This window comes from Streptomyces sp. Tu 2975 (assembly GCF_009832925.1).
Lineage (GTDB): Bacteria > Actinomycetota > Actinomycetes > Streptomycetales > Streptomycetaceae > Streptomyces.
Map to the genome: position 1 here is coordinate 3,281,589 of NZ_CP047140.1, position 15,455 is coordinate 3,297,043.

Consider the following 15,455-nt stretch of genomic DNA (forward strand, 5'->3'; position numbering starts at 1 on the left):
TAGTACGGGGTGCCCTCGGGCCCCCGGCACGAGCGACGACCGGGGCCTCTCCTGTGGGGGGTGGCGGCCCCGGTCGTCCTTCACGTCCGGGGCCGGTCGGTCCGGCGGGTTGCCGTCAGCCGATCGCGATGCGCGGATGGGCGGAGGGCTGGACCCACCCCATGAACTTCTCCATCGTCGCCCGAGGCACGGAGACGCAGCCGGCGGTGGCACCGCTGCCGTTGACGTGGAGGAAGATCCCGGCGCCCCGGCCCGGGGTGGCCGGCCAGCGGTTGAAGTCGATGACCAGGGCCTTGGCGTACTGCGTCGGGTAGTTGATCAGGTGCTCGCTGCCGCGGTCGCCGGACTCGGTCAGCGGGAAGTCCGCACCCGCCTCGGTGTGCATCGAGTTGTAGAACTTCGACTCCGGGTCCTGGACCCACCAGTGACTGTCGTTGACCTTCGTGTACCGCATGGCGGTGCCGCTCGACTCGACACCGAAGCCCTCGGTGATCGTGTAGGTGCCCGTGGGGGTGGTGTACGTGTTCTGCCTGCGGGTGGCGCCGTCGGTCACCCCGTTCGACCCGACACGTCCGGCGCTCGTCGAGAACTGCGCCTTCCAGCCGGCGGAGCCCTTCTGCCAGGCGGTGACCGTCGCGTACGAGCCACGGGTCTTGACGGTGATGACCTGGGTGGCGGTGCCGACGTTCACGGGCACGGGGAAGTTCGGCGTGGAGGGCGCGGCGGGCTCGTCCCCGGAACCGCTGCCCGGACCCGCGTTGCCGCCGCTCGTGGCCTTCGGGGCCGTGCTGTCGGACGCCTTGGCCGACGCGGAAGCGGAAGCGGAGGCCGATCCCGAGGGTGACGCGGAGGCGGACGGGGAGGCAGACGCGGACGCGGACGCGCTGGGCGAGGCCGAACCGCCCGTCACCTCCTTGACCCCCTGCGCCGCCGCACCGGTCGAGGCGGGGGCGGCAGAGCCGGCCGGCTCCCCTCCCCCACCACAGGCCGACACGAGCGACATCACGCCGACCAGGGCGAGGGCGGACGAGAACTTGACGGAGGAGCGCAGCACGGGATGATCCTTGGCTCGTCGGAACGGCGCGGCAGCACGTCACCGCGCCTCAAGGCCGGCCGGTTATACATCGCCGGCCCGGCCGAGAACCAGGCCGAAGACATTCCGGACACACGCCATTCGGGGGACATCGGCCGCTGTCAGTGACCCGCGCCAGGTTCCCTTCCGATCCGTTCCTTCTCCGCGGCCCGGACAACGGGTCGCCCCGGCCCCGGGGAGACCCACGTCGTTCTCCATGCATCTGCGTGCCGTACCGGAGTCCCAGGTCAGGGGCGATCACGGCAGCCTGACGGAGTTCATGCCGGCTGCCTGGGAGATGCACGAGGAGGAGTACGAGGCCGGGCTCGCGGAGTCCATCGAAAAGGACTTCGCCATGGTCCAGGAGTTCTACGAGGCGGCAGCCGGCCGGCCGGAGGGTGCGGACGGAGCCTGGGAGCTGCCCGTGTTCGGCGGCCGGATCGTGCGCCATCCGGCGGAGGAGCAACCGCCGTTCGCGCTCCTGGGCCCGTCGGGGGTGGCGCCGGGCGGCCGCGTTCCACGACGGCCTGCGATTCGATGCGTTCTGGGACCGCGCCGGCACGGCCTTCCGGGCACCGTTCTCCGCCTGGGACGAGGCGGACGTCAGGAACGTCTTCTTCGAGCACCACTCGGGCCTGCTCGCCTTCTACACGCGGGCGGCGGCGAGGGGCGACGCCGTGATCAAGGCGTTCTGGTACTGAGCCTGTCGCGGGCCCCGCGGCCGGGCGGCCGGCCGTCCCAAGGACGCGGGCCGCCGCCACGACCGGTTCAGCGGCGCAGTTCCGCGGGAAGCTCGATCCTGCCGTCGTACACGCCCTGGTTCGCCAGGGTCACCTGCTGCTCGAAGGCCATGTTCTGCCCGTTGTACGGAATCAGGAAGCCGAAGTCGAAGCGGTGACTCTTGATCCGGTACGTCTTCGCGTCCAGGACCAGCACCTCCTCCAGACCGGAGAGGGTCAGCCGCGCATCGTCCACCGGGATGCCGGCCGCGCGGAGCTGCTCGGCCGTGGGGTCGAACTCGCGCTCCGCCTTCTTGGCCCAGGCTCGCTGCCGGACGGCGCTCAGCTTCTGCCTGCCGCTCGTGACGCGGAGTTCGACCGTGCCGCCGCCGTCCTTCTCGGTCACCTTGACGTCGCCGCCGGCGGCCTGCGCGTACATCCGGAACTCGTGGATGACCGCGATCGGGTCGTCGGCCTTGTTCCGCATCTCCGGGTCGGCGGGTGACACGGCCTTCCAGTCGGCCGAGTCCTCCTTGTCCCGCTGACGGCGGGCCACCGCCTGCACGTCGTCCTCCGCACCTTCGAGGACGACGCCGGCACCGACTACCTGCTGCACCACCCCGACTGGGCACGGGCCGAATTCCTCGCCGTGGACGACGGGCACTTCATGGGTCCCGCCCTGTCCTGGCCCGAGCTGACCGCCGCGGCGGACCACGGCCTGCCGGGCGGCTGCACCACCGATCCCGACGCCCGGCTGCTGCTCCTGCTGCCCGCACTGGGCGACAACGACCTGCCCGACGACGCGGTCGAGCGCCTGACGTCCGCCCTACGGGCCCTGGTCGGCGTCGAGGACCCCGAAGTGGTCGCCGCCGCGCTCCTGGAGAGCCAGAGTGCGCCCGGCGCAGCGACCTGGACCACGATCGGGGACGGGGTCCGGGTCAACCACGGCTCGTACTCCTACCGGAATCCCGCCAACGGCTTCGCCCTGCCGCCCGCCCGGCTGGCCCGGGTGTCCGCCGCGCTCGCCCCCTGACCGCCACGCCGCCAGCTCGCACCACACGGTCTTGCCGCCGGGCCCCTGCCCCACACCCCACCGCAGGGTCAGCGCGTCGAGCAGCACAAGGCCCCGGCCCGACTCGTCGTCGGCGGCAGCCGTCGCGCACAGGACGGGCAGAGCACGCGGGTCGGGGTCGGTGACCTCCAGTCGCGTACGGCCGCCGCCGCACGACACCCGGACCGTCACGGGCGTTCCCTCACCGACGTGGCGGATCACGTTGGTGACGAGCTCGGTCGCGCAGAGCTGGAGGTCGGCGCCGTAGTCGCGCAGGGCGCGGCGCACGCCCGACACGGCTGCCGGGGTCGCGAGCAGGTCCAGCGTCAGGGGTGGCCGGCTCATCACGCGACTCCCTTACGGAGGGCGGCGACCAGCGTCCGGGCGGTCAGCAGGTTGCAGTTGCCGAGGGAGATCAGCGGCCGTGCCGGGTAGCGGGCGGCGAAGGTCGGCAGGTCGACGCGGAGGGACGGGAGCGTGATGCCGTGCTCGGCGAGAACGGCCCGGAGCTCCTCGGCGCAGTCGTCGGCTTCGGAGTGGTCGTACATAGGTGGGTTCACACCTTCCAGTGCGCTGGGTGACGAACTGCTCACAGCGTGGTGCCGGGCCGCGTAGCGTGAAAGAGGTTCGGGATCCCGGCCCTGAACTGCACGTATGCGCGGTGCAGTTGGTACGGGCCGGGGAACCTCGGGAAACGGGCGGTACACGGCACCAGGGACGGTGGGCGATGGGGCAGCGCAAGGACATCGACGGCTCGGCAGGCGTCCCGACCTTCTACGGCAGCGAGTTGCGGTGGAAACGGGAGGAGGCGGGACTGACGCTCCAGCAACTGGTGGAGGGCAGCTTCTACGGCCCCAGCCACCTCAGCGAGATCGAACGCGGCACGCGCCGGATGCCGGCGGAACTGGCCGAGCACGTGGACCAGGTGCTCGGCACGGACGGCTTCTTCCGGCGGCGCTGCGAGGACGTGCGGCGGGCGAAACGGCGGGGCCACGCGAGCTACTTCGAGCGGGTGCTGGAGGCGGAGAAGCACGCGGAGACCATCGAGGAGTGGTGCCCGACGCTGATCCCGGGTCTGCTGCAGACGGACGCGTACGCGCGGGCCGTGGTGCGCGCGACACATCCTCTTGCCCTGGACGAGGAGGTGGAGGAGAAGGCCAGCGCCCGACTGGCACGGGCCCGCCTCTTCGAGGAGAACCACAAGACCCCGATGTACTGGGCGATCCTGTCCGAGTCACTCCTGCGCCAGCCGATCCTTCCGCCGGACCAGACGGCCGAACAACTCGAGCACATCGCGGCGCTGGCACGCCGCCACCGGATCGTTCCCCAGATCCTTCCGTGGAACTGCGGGGCGCACCCTTTCATGCTGGGCACGGCCAAGGTCATGACCTTCCCCGACGCCCCTCCCCTGGTCTACACGGAGGCCCTGCACAGCGGGGACACCATCGACGATCCGGCCCTCGTGAAGGAGTACCGCCGGTCGTACGATTGGCTCAGGGCCGCCGCACTGCCACCGGAGGCGTCCCTCGCCCTGATCGAGGAAGCGGCTGAGGATGACCGAAATGGCAAGCAGCGGAATTGACTTGAGCACCGCCGTCTGGCGCAAGAGCAGCTACAGCAACGGCAGTGGCGGGGACTGCGTCGAGGTCGCGGAGGCGTTCCCCGGCGCGGCCGCCTGGCGCAAGAGCACGTACAGCAACGGCGACGGCGGAGACTGCGTCGAGGTGCGCGACGCCCACACCGGCGTCGTCCCCGTCCGCGACTCCAAGGTCCCGAGCGGCCCGATCCTCACGATCACGGCCCCGGCCTGGACGTCGTTCGTCACCTCCATGAAGTCCGATGCAAGGCAGAGGGTTTCGTAGCCCGGTCACCGGATCCGGGCTTTCCTACAGACTCCGTCCGTCCCAACCCTCCCCCATCGCACGCCTGATCGTGTCGACGACGGTGAAGCCGGCAAGGGCGAGTGCGCTCGGGACGGCGACCGCCAGGAATGCCACCTTCACGGCATGACTCATGCCGAGGTCCAGGAGGAGCGCCCAGACCGTCCAGCCGACCCCGATCACGAACGCCATCCTGCCCAGCGCGTACGCCTGACGCCGTGCTGCCTCGGCGGAGTAGGCGATTCTGGGGTACCTGTTCAGGTGCTTGAATGCGTGGTCGCCGAGGCCTCCGGGATTCACCATGTAGAGCAGTCCAAGAGCAGTCACCAGGGCGGGGCCGAGAAAGGTCACGGTGTCTCCGGTGGGTCGCCGCCAGGCTGGAAGCAGGGACCGTCCGGAGCGAAGTGGCGCGAGCAGACGCCCACGTCCTCGCCCTCGGCTCCGCATGCACCTGATTGTTGACACGCACCGGCCCGTACGCGTCGCAGAACTGACGACATGGGTGGCGCTGTGTCCGCCCGAGGACCAGTCGGCTCACTCGCTACTGCGCCGGGCCACCGAAAACCGTCACCCACGAGGGCGGTTACCCTCTGCTGGCCCGCCCGGCCGTCGGGGGGTGAGGAAGGGGCGTTTCATGCGGCAGCGGAGAGCGGGACGCGGCCTGAGAGTCGCGGCCTGGGTGCTGGTACCACTCGGACTGGTCCTGATGCTGGGGGGCATCGGGTACATAGGGACGAGCTACGAACGCACCACCGTCATGAGCGAGGCGATGACGCCGACGTACCGTCCGGGCGAGCGGTTGCTCATCGAGCGGACGGACGTGGGCGAGATACGCAGGGGCGACGTCGTACTCGTCGATGTGCCGGACCGATATCAGGGCGCGCCGGTCCTCCAGCGGGTCATCGGGCTCGGCGGCGATCACGTGGTCTGCTGTGACGGGGGCCGGATCACGGTGAACGGAAAGCCGGTCGACGAACCCTATGTGATGCGCGGTGAAGTGAACGCGGGGGCGGGAGAATATGACGTGACAGTGCCCGACGGACGGCTGTTCCTGCTGGGCGACCACCGCGGGAACTCGCGCGATTCGCGCTTCTTCCTCGGCGAGCAGTCGGGCAGCGTGGCGGCATCAGGAGTGCACGGGCGCGTGCAGAGCGATTCCACCGTGCCGGTGGCGTTCGCAGCGCTGGGCATGTTCGGGGTCGTGATGGCCCTGGTCGGGACGGGTCTGGGGATCGGGGGGTACGTGGCCGGGCGCCGGACGCGGCGGCCGGTCGAGGCTGCTCCTCCGTTGCCCGTCGCTTAGCCCCTCTCACAGGGGCGTGCAGCCCCAGCCGGGGTCGCCGCCGTCGCCGCTGTTGATTTGCGCGGCGATGGTGTCAGCGTCGGCGGTCTCCAGGACGATGGCACAAGTCCCTTGGGAGGCCGTCGGCCTCGTGTGTCAGCGACCGGCCATACTCTTCGGCCACGCATAAGAAACGGACACGCGCGAGTTGCGCCCGGGCCCTGGATGGACGCGATGGTTGAACCCGGGCGTTCGTGTCGACGTCCACTTCAGACAAACTCAGGCCGGCGCCGCCGAGCCTCGCCGGGAAGCCCCATCAGTCGTCGCCCGCGGAGCCGGGCTTGAACACTGTGCCGAGGTTGTACTGCGCGATCCCGAAAGGTTGAAAATCGGCATCGGTGAGAACTCTGTAGAGGAATTCCGACGTGGACATGTCGTACCGGCGCCACTCGCCGTCTTCGGCTCGCGCGAGGACGGGACATTCACCAGGCCGCTGAGCGTCGAGCAGCCAGCAGTACTCATCACCCCATTCCGTGGAAGCCCAGGTGACGAGGCCCTCACCCCCGGCGAATAAACCGAGTAGGGCTCCACCGCAGAAACACCATCAGCCCCTCCGTCTTGATCGACCGAAAGGGCCACTCGCCACTGCGTGAGGAAGTCGAAAGCAAGACCCTCGTCACGGGCGAGAAAGTAGACGGAATCAGAGAATACGCCACCACCGAACGCCTCGAAGAGCTCTTTGTAGTCCGCCGGCAACGGGCACCGCAGTTCCCCTTCGATCGCCACCCAGTCGCCAGAGACCCCAAGCGGCTCCCATCCAGTCAGCTCGATCACACGCTGCACCCACATACGGCAACCTTTCAGAAGGAAAAGGGTGTGGGTGAATATCAAATACAATATTCACCCACACCCATTGTATCTATCGGCGAACCGGCTGACTAACTCAGGGTTGGAGCCCCGTAGGAGTATTCCAGATCGTAATCGGATCGATCGGAACTTCCCCGGTGTCCATGTTCAACCAGTTGATGGTCAGGTGATCGGGAGCGCCATTCCGGCCGGTGTAGTGGGCGGTTACTTCGTAGTAGACCGTGTCCCCCGCCTCCACCATCTTGGCGACCTGGTTCTCCACCTTCTTCATCTGCGACCTGTTGGGCGTGGCCCACAAGGAAACCAGATTCCGACGGTCCGTACCGCTGCCGCCCAGCGCGTTGGCCAACAGGTGACCGCGGTTCATCCCCGCCTTCATACCCGGGGCGATGGTCTCCGGGTAATCCCTCATGGGACGCGGAACCGGCGATCCCGCGATCATGGAGTCGGAGTTGCCCATCGTCTGGCCCTTGTCATTGACCCAGCTGAAGTCCCCCTTGTTGAGGCAGGCCCGCACGCCCTGCGCCCTGTCGTACTTGTCGAGGGGCTGGTAGAACACCGCACTCTGGTCATCGGTGCAGTTGTCCTGCGTGAACGGGTACAGCGTGTCCGCCGGTACCCAGTCCCAGTCGTCCTCGGGCGTGACGAGCCGGCCCTTGCTGTAGTCGCCCGTGTGCTCGGATGTGAACCCGTTGGGGGCCGTTTCGTTGTACCACCCGATGCCCGTGAGGAACGTATCGACGACGGTGAGCCAGCCGCCCTTCGCCTTCTTCGCGCCACCGGCGACGACGTCCCCGGCATCACCGAAGAAGTCCTCGCAGGCATCCCAGCCGAAGCAGTGCCCATCGATCTCGATGAAGGTCGTGGGATTGCCGCCGGTGAAGGCATATCGGTTCCCGGTGTAGGGATCCGAGCCGAGGCCCATGTCCGCGAGGGCACCGTTGTACATGTCCCGGCTGGTGAACCGGTTGAGTCCGGGGCTGTAGTCCCGGAATCCCATGTCGTAAGTGCCGGAGTGGGCGTCCCACCGCTTGGAGTTGTAGCGGTAGGGGTTGTAGGCCTCCTTGGTCGGGTCGCCGGCGTCGGGCTTGTCGATGCCGGTGAACTCCGAGTCGTCGTCCGAGCCGTAGGCGGTGTAACCGTAGGTGGCCTTGGAGTTGCCGTCCTTGTCGGTCAGTGTCTCGACATCGGTGTGCGAGTTGTAGCCGTAGTAGCCGTCCTCGCTGGTGCCGTCACTGTTGTGCTTGACCTGCGACAGTCGCTCGCCCCACGGGCTGTACTGGTACGACTTGGTGAGCTCGCCGGCGACCTCCTCACCCAGCACCTCGGTCGACAGGCCGAGGTAGGTGAAGTCGGTGGTCTTGCCGTCGGCCGTCTTGGACGCCGTACGGTCCAGCGGGTCGAAGGTGTACTTCGTCGACTTCAGCGCGCCGGCGTCGTCCATCTTCTGGGACTCGACGACGTGGTCGAAGCCGTCGTACACCGAACGTTCGATGACCTTGCCGCCGCCGGTGACAGACTCCTGACGACCGAACGGGTCGTAGTTGTAGGTGGCCGTCGTGCCGCCCGCCGTCGCCGAGACCAGCCGGTTGCGGTCGTAGGTGTACGTCGTGGACGTGCCCTTGACCGACTGGCTGATGACGTTGGCGTTGTCGTCGTGGACGTACGTCTCGGTGCCCGCGCCGTTGCCCGTCTTGACCGACTTGGCGAGCCGGTTCATGGGGTCGTAGGTGTAGTCGGTGGTCGACTCGAGGTAGGCCGCGTTGTTGTCGGCGTTCATCTTCTTCGCGACGTCCTGCGCCTTGTTCCCGTTGGGGTCGTAGGCGTAGGCGTGCGAGGAGACGAGGGTGCCGTTCGGCTTCTTCTCCGTGGTCGTCCTGACCGCACCGTTGAGGTAGTAGGTGTGGTCTACCGTGTTCTTGTTGTTCTTGGTCTCCCGGAGCTTCAGGCCCCGGTCGGTGTAGGTGTACGACGTCACCTTCGGCGAGGTGTCCGTCGCGCTCTTGCTGACCGAGACCGACTCGACCAGATCACGCAGGTTGTAGGTGTACTTGGAGAACTGGTCGGGGTGAGTGATCGTCTCCGGCTTGCCGTTTGCGTCGTACGCGTACGACGTGGCCTTCTTCTCCGCCCCGGCCAGCGCCTCGGTCACCTTGGCGACCTGGTTGAGCCCGGTGTAGGCGATCGTGTAGGCGTCGATCTTCGCACCCAAGGAGGTGTCGTCGATCGAGGTCAGGTTGCCGTTGACGTCGTAGGCGTAGGCGAAGGACTTCTTCTCGCTGTCGGTCTCACCCGAAGTGTCCCGTACCAGCTTGACCCCGTCCGCGACGACGATCCCGCCGGCGTTCTGCTCCAGCTTCAGTTTGGCATCGTTGCCCTGCTTGAGGCTGTAGGAGCCGAGCGGGACCCACGTGCCGGTGGACGCGTTCTGGTCCTTGGTCACCGCCGGCTGCGAGGTCGCCCCCTGGGACAGGGTGTACTTCGCCGTCGTCGCCGCGCCGGTCACCTTCGGGTACTTCACATACGCGGTGTACGTGCCGTCCTTGGGGATGTTCAGCGACCACGTGAAGGCATCGGTACCGCTGCCGGCCGCGTGGGTACGGTGGTCGTAGCCCTGCTGCCCGGCGATGTCGCCCTTTGCCCACGTGCCGGTGTAAGAGGTGTGCTGGGTGTCGGAGTTGTCCACCAGGACCACCGACTTGCCCACCGGCACACCATCGTCCGCCTTGGCCTTCAGCTTGCCGTCGGGGTAGTACGACCACGTCATGGTGCGGTCCGAGGACCCGCCCGCCGAGGTGAGCGTGCGGGCCTTCTGCTGCCCGAGCTCGGTGTAGTCGTAGCTCGTGGTGATGTCCCACGGGTCGGTGGACTTCTTCGTCCAGCCGTTGTCGAAGTACTCGATGACCGTGTCGTTGCGGACCGTCTGGCCCTCCGACGGCGGCAGCGAGCTCTTCGTCACCCGGCCCACCGCGTCGTACACAGTCTGCGTGTAGACGTTCGGGCTGTTGTAGCGGCCGTCGGCCGGGTCGTACGGCTGGAACTGCTTGACCGGTCGGTTCAGCGCGTCGTACTCGGTGCGCTGGGCGAAGTCGTCCGCGGCGGCCGTGGCCGTGCCCCGCGGGGTGATCACCTTGGTGGTGTTGCCGACCTGGTCGTACTCGAACTGGGTCTTGCGGAACGTGGTGCCCTCGTAAGGGGCCCGGACCTCCTTCTGCTTACCGCGCTCGTCGTAGTCGACGTACGTGATGTTGCCCTCGGCATCCTTGGTCTGAATGACCAGGGAGTCCTTGTCGTAGGTGGTCGAGGTGGACTTGCCGGCCGCGTTCGTGACCGTGGTGACCCGGTGGTTCAGATCGTAGGCGGTCTTGGTCAGGTAGTCGGACGGGTCCGCCGTGACGTTCTTCTTCGGGTCGACGATCTGGGTGACATTGCCGACGGTGTCGTACTTGTAGGAGATCTTGTCCTGCTCGGAGTTCACCACGGAGGTGAGCTGGTAGATCTCGTCGTAGGCGTTGGTGGTGACGTAGTCGGTCGCATCCGACGTGGTCAGCACGCCCTTCGGCTCGGTCGTCGTCTTGAGGTTGCCGACCTTGTCGTAGGTGTAGACCGTCCTGCGCTCACTGGAGGTGGCCGTGTCCTTCGGCGCGGTCTCCGAGGTGATCTGGTCCGCCGCGTCGAACACCGCCGTGGACGCCGCACCATTGGGCGCGGTCGCCTTGGTGACGTTGTCGTTCGCGTCGTACTCCGGCGCCGGCATCGTGATCAGGACACCCGCTGCCTGGTCCTTCGGCACTGTCTTCACCGTCGGGCGGCCGAACGCGTCGTACTCCTGCGTGGTCTTCTTGCCCAGCGCGTCGGTCACCTCGCGGACCTGGCCGCGCTCGTCGTAGACGAAGGACGTCGCCTTGCCCAGCGCGTCGGCGATGGTGGCCGGATAACCCGTGGGACCGAAATCGCTGTTGGTCGTCGGGTTGCCATTGGCGTCGATCGCCTTGGTCATCTGACCGTAGGCGTTGTACTCGTACGTGGTGGTGTAGTCGTCCGCCGTCGACGTCGCGACTCCCTTGGGGTCGGTAACCGACTTCAGGTTGCCGAACGAGTCATATCCGAACTGCCACTTTCGGCCCTCCGGAGAGGTCTTGGTGTACAGGTCTGCCGAGTAGCCGTCCAGACGGGTCTGGTAGCTGTACTGCTGCGAGTTGGCCGGGTACGTACCAGGAGCGCATTCCGAAGCGGCCGGAACACCGGACTTGTTGTTCTCCGCGTCCCGCGACCAGAGCGGATAGCCGGTCTTCTGGTCGTAGCAGTAAGCGGTCTTGGCACCGTTGGCCTCCTCCAGGTAGGTGACGTTGTTGTCCGCGTCCCACGCCATCTTGGTGGTCTCGGACTTGGCGTTCGTCGTCTGCACCGGACGACCGAAGTCGTCCGCCACATAGGCGGTGGTGTGTGACTCCGCGTCCGTCACCCTGGTGTCGGTGAACTTCGCGTTCGACGCATTCGCCGCGTACGTGAACCCGGTCGTCCCGTTCAGACGGTCGGTGACCGTCTTCGTCCACCAGTGGTACTTCGGGTCGTCCCCGGCCGACGGCTCGTTGAACGCCAGCTTCGTGGCGTTGCTCCGCGGGTCGGTGATCTGGACCAGCTTGACGTTCTTGTTGCCCTGCGTGGCGTCGTACGTGAAGCCGAAGACCTTCGGCTGGGCCGAGCCCACACCGTCGGTCATCCTGGTCAGCAGGCCCTTGTCCGAGTACTCGAACGTGAGCTTGCGGCCCGAGATGTCGGTGACCGACTGGATGTGGTCCTCGATCTTCGGCGAAGAGGCCTCGGCCTTGTCGTAGTAGTCGACCGTGAGCGACTGGCGTCCCGCCGGGTCCGTGATGTAAAGCAGGAACTTGGTCGGCTTGTTGTTGGACCTCCGCTCCTCGTACGTGAACGCCTGCGTGTTGCCGTTCTTGTCGATCGCGGACGTCATGTAGCCGTCGCAGCCGAACTGGAAGCGGGTGCCGTCGGGGCGCGTGAGCGTCCAGGCGTCCGGGATCGGGTCCTTGGCCGGGGTGCAGTCCAGGCCGGCCTTGGGCGTGACCCTGTAGTGGACGCCGGCCGGGGCCTTCCACGTGCCGTCCGCCTGCTTGCGGAAGACGTGCGTGGTGCCGTCGCCGTCCGGGAGCCGGATCTCCGTAGGGTTCGGATTGGGGTGGAAGTCCAGCGGCGCACCCAGCCGGATCGGGCCCGAGGCCTGGAACGACCAGCCATGGCCGGAGACCGTGTCCGAGGTGTCCAGCGAGTTGTACGCCACCCGGAAGAACGTGTTCAGTCCCCGGCCGGGGTTGTTGAACGCGTTGTACTGCCAGACGCTGTTGCCCGAGGCCAGGTTGTTCATGACCGTGGAACCGGCACCGGTGTTCTTACCGGTGTACGAGTAGAACTTCTCCAGGCCCAGCGTGTTGGACGTCGGGTCCTCCACCGCCACGTTCTGCTTCAGCGACGGAATGCCGCCCGTGCCGGCGGACAGCCACGTCCCGTCGGCGATCTTGCGTACGTCCCAGCCGAGTACGTACTCGTTGCGCTTGTTGCCCGAGTCCGAGTTGATCGGGGTGGCGACCTGCGCCTGGATCGTGGCCGACTTGCCCGGCAGCAGGGCCGGGATCGGGGTCTCCAGCTGGTTGCCGCCGGTGGTCACGTCCGTGCCGTCGGGAAGCTTCCAGGTGTAGGAGAGCTCGCGCTCACCCGCGGCCCACGCCGAGGACGTCGTGTTGGTGACCGTGAACTCCACCGCGTAGGTGGTGTTCGGGGTCATCCGGGACGGGGTCTGCGGCGCGTAGTACGTGTCCTCCGTGGTGGAGTCGACGTAGATCACGCGCAGCAGCGGGCGCAGCTGCGGGTCGGGCGCGGCGGACGACAGGAAGATGGAGCGTTCCTGCGGGCCGGCCGTGGACTCGTCCTTCAGCTTGATCAGGGTGCCCTTGTTGCTGGTGGGCGTCTTGACCCAGCTCTGGGTGAGGGACGTGGCGTCCCACCAGTGGCGGCCGAGGTCGGTGTTGAAGGCGGGCACGTAGTCGGAGATCACCGAGGAGTGGTCACCGCCCGCCGTGGTCCACGCGGTGGTGGAGTTGGCGTTGTTCCAGGTGGCCTGGGTCTCCGTGAAGTCCCGGGTCAGCCCGTGCAGGTTGTACTGGGCCTTGGTGGTGGTGTCCCGTGTGGTCATCGTGGACCACAGGAAGACGCGGCTCTCGAGCACCGTCGCGGTGCTGGGAATGGTGGTGGTGGGCCACTTGACGACCGCGCGGGTCCGGTCGTAGGTGGCCGAGTTGTTGCCCACGGTCAGCCAGTCCTGGCCGAGGGTGCCCTGCTCGATCGTGTTCAGGTTGGTCGTCGGCTTCAGCGACGACAGCGTGGTGTCGGTGACACCGGCGCCGGCCTGGATGAGGCGCATGGTGCGGCCGGCCTTCGGGACGCCCACGACACGGGTCGGGGAGCCCAGCACCTGGCCGTCGGCCGTCTTGACCGCGATCTGGTAGTAGTACGACTTGCCGATCTCCGCGCTGCTGGAGTCCGGGGTCGGGACCGCGGTGGTGTCCGTGTAGGCGGTCGCCGTCCTGGCGATCGGGGCGACCAGCGTCGCGGCCGAGGGCGTGAACACCTGCTGCGTGGAGCGGTGCAGCTGGTACTCGGCGATGTCCAGGTCCGCGTCACCGGTGGTGTTCTTGTACGCCGCCCAGGACAGCTCCGGACCGGTGCCGTGCACGACGGTCGGCGAGTTCAGCGAGGTGCCGACCTTGCCGAAGGTGACCGTCAGGCGCGGAATGGTGGACGTCTCGCCGCCGTAGTCGTAGTCCCCGGCCTCGTACTGCGGACCGCCGAGCGGTGCGGTGGAGGACTCGTCGACGGCCTTGATGACGAAGCCGTAGTTGGGGGAGGTGCCCGAGACCCACTTCTGGACGGTGTCGCCGACCCGGAAGTTGTGCCACTGGTTGTACTCGCCGATGTCCTTGCGGATCTGCGCCGGGTTGACCAGCCTGACGCCGTCGGCGATCGTCCGCTTCGTGGTGTCACCGGTGTCGCCCAGGACGATCTTGCCCGTGTTGCCCTTGGCGAAGTCGATCTGCGACGTGCCGAGCTGACGCCAGCCCGTGGTGCCCGTGGCCTGGTTGACCGTGAAGTTCGCGGCCGGCTCGGCCGACGTCACCGTGTACGGGGCGGCCGTCGCGCCGTCCGCCTGTACCGGCGTGTGCACCTCGACCTTGTAGTCTGCGGCCTCGGGGACCATCGGCTGCCACGTGTACGACTCACCGGTCGCGGTGTTCTTGTTGTACGTGTAATCGCTCGCGTGGCCGGTGCCGGTGACCCGTGGCCACTCGCCGACCGCGGCCGTGCCCGTGTCACCGTCGTCCATCAGGACCGTGGTCGCCGACTGCTCGCCCACGAAGGTGCTGGTCTTCTCCCACGTCGCCGTGGTCTCGTCCCACGCGCCGGTCGCCCGGCGGACCTCCACGTCGACGTCGGTCGAACCGGAGGTGTGGACCTGGTCGAAGTACATCGACAGCTGCGCGGTGTCGATCTTCGAACCGGCCGGGATCTCGTCCAGCGGGAACCTGATCAGCGACCGGGCGATGCCCGTGCTGCTGGTCTTGCCCGCCGACATGTCCCACGTGCTGTTGAAGTTCGTCGTCGGCGCGTCCGAGCGGACCATGACGTCCTGCGACTGGGTCGGCGTCGGCGCGATCGTGATCGTCGGGTCGATCACCACCGGGTACTGCCGCTCCGGCGCCGCCAGCCACTTCGCATCCGGCGTGACCGTCAGCCGCCACTGCTTGCCGTGCCGGGACAGCTCCTGCGACACCTTCGCGCTGTAGGAGGTGCCGTACGGAGACGCCTTGTCCTTCTTCGCGTCCGCCATGAACGCCGGCGGAATCACCAGCACCGGGTTCGCCGGGTCCTCGCCGAACAGCGCGATCGAACCGTCGCCCCGCTCCTTCGGCTCCAGCTCGCCGGCGTCCAGCGTGAAGACGAACTTCGCCGGTGTCTTCGGCGGTCCGGCCAGGGTGATGTTCTCCTTCACCCGGCCCGTACCCACCTGGTACGACACGTCCGCACCGGACGCCAGGCCCTTGTAGGTGACCGTGTCGCCCTTCGCGGACGGCGCGACACCCTTGGCCGCACCCTCGAGACCGAGGGTGACCGCCTGGCCGGAGGCCGTCTCGAAACGCACCAGCTTCGAGGCGTCCGAACCGAACCAGCTGCGCCCGGTGTTCGTCGTGTTCGCGAAGTCGAAGCCCTTCGCGTCGGACGCGCGCACCGTCGTGTCGATCGGCTTCCACGACGCACCCGACCGGTACGACTCGGGCTGCGCCGACAGCTCGGCCTCCACGCGCCCGTCCGACATCTGCCAGAAGCGCGCCTGCGCCGTACGCCGCTCCGTCAGCTCCTTGACCCGCTGCGCGGGCGGCAGCTTCTTGCCCTTCGGGAGCTTCTCCCGGCTCGGTATCTCGAGCCTTCCACCGACCGGAGGCTTCGCGTCGCCCTTCTCGTCCTCGTCCGAGAACCAGCCCGCTATGGTGTCGAAAACGCCCTTTCCGTCGTCCTT

General features: G+C 67.6%; 11 protein-coding genes and 1 pseudogene. 6 read left to right on the plus strand and 6 right to left on the minus strand.

The window, feature by feature from the left end; translation table 11 throughout:
* Window positions 1-115: 115 nt before the first annotated feature.
* A complete protein-coding gene (locus GLX30_RS35220) occupies window positions 116-691 on the minus strand; it encodes a L,D-transpeptidase family protein (RefSeq protein WP_244258147.1) in 576 nt (191 codons plus the stop codon).
* Here GLX30_RS35220 and GLX30_RS35225 point away from each other — a divergent pair.
* Entirely contained in the window at window positions 678-1,061 is a 384-nt protein-coding gene (locus tag GLX30_RS35225; protein ID WP_244258148.1) for a hypothetical protein, read from the plus strand. The genes GLX30_RS35220 and GLX30_RS35225 overlap by 14 nt on opposite strands.
* Window positions 1,062-1,470: 409 nt before the next feature.
* The gene (locus tag GLX30_RS14300) at window positions 1,471-1,773 is read left to right on the plus strand and encodes a hypothetical protein (protein WP_159688254.1); all 303 of its coding nucleotides are present in this window, start codon (window positions 1,471-1,473) and stop codon (window positions 1,771-1,773) included.
* Between the two features lie 67 nt (window positions 1,774-1,840).
* Here the strand turns inward: GLX30_RS14300 and GLX30_RS14305 are convergent, their stop codons facing one another.
* Complete coding sequence (locus GLX30_RS14305; protein ID WP_208545421.1) at window positions 1,841-2,410, minus strand: hypothetical protein; 570 nt, start codon at window positions 2,408-2,410, stop codon at window positions 1,841-1,843.
* 30 nt (window positions 2,411-2,440) lie between these two features.
* On the opposite strand from GLX30_RS14305, the gene GLX30_RS35230 reads away from it, so the two are divergent.
* Complete coding sequence (locus tag GLX30_RS35230; protein ID WP_244258543.1) at window positions 2,441-2,824, plus strand: hypothetical protein; 384 nt, start codon at window positions 2,441-2,443, stop codon at window positions 2,822-2,824.
* Window positions 2,825-2,836: 12 nt separating this feature from the next.
* Here GLX30_RS35230 and GLX30_RS14315 read toward each other — a convergent pair.
* Window positions 2,837-3,187 (minus strand): annotated as a pseudogene (locus GLX30_RS14315) (ATP-binding protein); the annotation flags it as partial.
* Window positions 3,187-3,390, minus strand: coding sequence for a hypothetical protein (locus GLX30_RS14320; protein ID WP_037773917.1), 204 nt, complete (start codon window positions 3,388-3,390; stop codon window positions 3,187-3,189). The gene GLX30_RS14320 and the pseudogene GLX30_RS14315, both read right to left, overlap by 1 nt.
* A 179-nt stretch (window positions 3,391-3,569) precedes the next feature.
* Here GLX30_RS14320 and GLX30_RS14325 point away from each other — a divergent pair, with 179 nt between their 5' ends.
* Window positions 3,570-4,424 carry a helix-turn-helix transcriptional regulator gene (locus GLX30_RS14325; RefSeq protein WP_159688256.1) on the plus strand — a complete coding sequence of 285 codons (855 nt, stop codon included), beginning with the start codon at window positions 3,570-3,572 and terminating at the stop codon, window positions 4,422-4,424.
* The gene (locus GLX30_RS14330) at window positions 4,405-4,704 is read left to right on the plus strand and encodes a DUF397 domain-containing protein (RefSeq protein ID WP_159688258.1); all 300 of its coding nucleotides are present in this window, start codon (window positions 4,405-4,407) and stop codon (window positions 4,702-4,704) included. The genes GLX30_RS14325 and GLX30_RS14330 overlap by 20 nt, the downstream gene beginning before the upstream one ends.
* Before the next feature lie 24 nt (window positions 4,705-4,728).
* Here the strand turns inward: GLX30_RS14330 and GLX30_RS14335 are convergent, their stop codons facing one another.
* Window positions 4,729-5,073 (minus strand): hypothetical protein, encoded by a 345-nt coding sequence (locus tag GLX30_RS14335; protein ID WP_159688259.1) that lies wholly within the window; start codon window positions 5,071-5,073, stop codon window positions 4,729-4,731.
* Between the two features lie 283 nt (window positions 5,074-5,356).
* On the opposite strand from GLX30_RS14335, the gene lepB reads away from it, so the two are divergent.
* Complete coding sequence (gene lepB / locus GLX30_RS14340) at window positions 5,357-6,025, plus strand: signal peptidase I (protein WP_159688260.1); 669 nt, start codon at window positions 5,357-5,359, stop codon at window positions 6,023-6,025.
* 922 nt (window positions 6,026-6,947) lie between these two features.
* Here the strand turns inward: lepB and GLX30_RS14345 are convergent.
* Complete coding sequence (locus GLX30_RS14345) at window positions 6,948-14,561, minus strand: DNRLRE domain-containing protein (RefSeq protein WP_244258455.1); 7,614 nt, start codon at window positions 14,559-14,561, stop codon at window positions 6,948-6,950.
* Window positions 14,562-15,455: the final 894 nt, after the last annotated feature.

Excerpts from the sequence above, each read along its gene's own strand:
- GLX30_RS14325 (WP_159688256.1), top strand. The coding sequence starts at position 3,570 with ATGGGGCAGCGCAAGGACATCGACGGCTCGGCAGGCGTCCCGACCTTC.
- GLX30_RS14330 (WP_159688258.1), top strand. The coding sequence starts at position 4,405 with ATGGCAAGCAGCGGAATTGACTTGAGCACCGCCGTCTGGCGCAAGAGC.
- GLX30_RS14345 (WP_244258455.1), bottom strand. The coding sequence starts at position 14,561 with ATGGTCCGCTCGGACGCGCCGACGACGAACTTCAACAGCACGTGGGAC.
- GLX30_RS14320 (WP_037773917.1), bottom strand. The coding sequence starts at position 3,390 with ATGTACGACCACTCCGAAGCCGACGACTGCGCCGAGGAGCTCCGGGCC.
- lepB (WP_159688260.1), top strand. The coding sequence starts at position 5,357 with ATGCGGCAGCGGAGAGCGGGACGCGGCCTGAGAGTCGCGGCCTGGGTG.